This window comes from Solibacillus ferritrahens, from assembly GCF_037027585.1.
GTDB classification, from domain to species: Bacteria; Bacillota; Bacilli; order Bacillales_A; family Planococcaceae; genus Solibacillus; species Solibacillus ferritrahens.
On the sequence record NZ_JAXCLE010000061.1, the window covers coordinates 1 to 708 of the forward strand.

At 37.1% G+C, this 708-nt stretch carries 1 protein-coding gene; it reads right to left on the reverse strand.

Annotation, left to right across the window (positions count from 1 at the left end; all coding sequences use genetic code 11):
- On the reverse strand, window positions 1-682 hold a 682-nt coding region (locus tag SNE38_RS19350; RefSeq protein WP_336047179.1), incomplete at its 3' end, for a transposase.
- Between the last annotated feature and the right edge of the window lie 26 nt (window positions 683-708).

Here is a 708-nt window from a genome sequence, read left to right on the forward strand (position 1 = left end):
AATAGGCAAATTGTTTTGTCCGTTCGTCCTTCACATAGTAACCACTTTCAGGGTCCGTTGTGCTCTCTTTGATTTCTTTCCATTCTTCCTTTTCAAACTTCTCCGGTGGAAACGGCTTTTTTCCGTTCTTTTCACGGTCTATGTTTAACTCTTCTTGTAGCTTTTCTTCATAAGCACGTGTCTCTTTTCGAACCATCTTTTTATCAAATTTTCGTTTATTCGCACTTGCCTTAACATGCGTGGAATCAATAAAGATATGGTCAGCTGATAATAAACCCGCATCCACAATTTCTTTTAAGATGCGATAGAAAATCTGTTCAAATACATCTGTATCCTCAAAACGCCGTGTATAATTTTTGCCAAACGTCGAGAAGTGAGGCACTTCTGTATGAAAACCGAAGCCTAAAAACCAGCGGTACGCTACATTCGTTTCAATTTCCTTAATCGTTTGGCGCATCGAACGAATACCAAAAACGTATTGAATCATTGTCATTTTAAATAAGACAACAGGATCAATACTTGGTCTACCGAAAGGTGAATATAGGTTTTCAACTAATGGATATACAAACGAAAAGTCAATGGCTGCATCTAATTTACGTACGAGATGATTTTCTGGGACAAGTTGTTCAATCGTCAACATTTCTAATTGATTACGTTCGTTCATTTGGTTTTTAGTCATCATATCGGGACACCTCTTTGATTTAGATA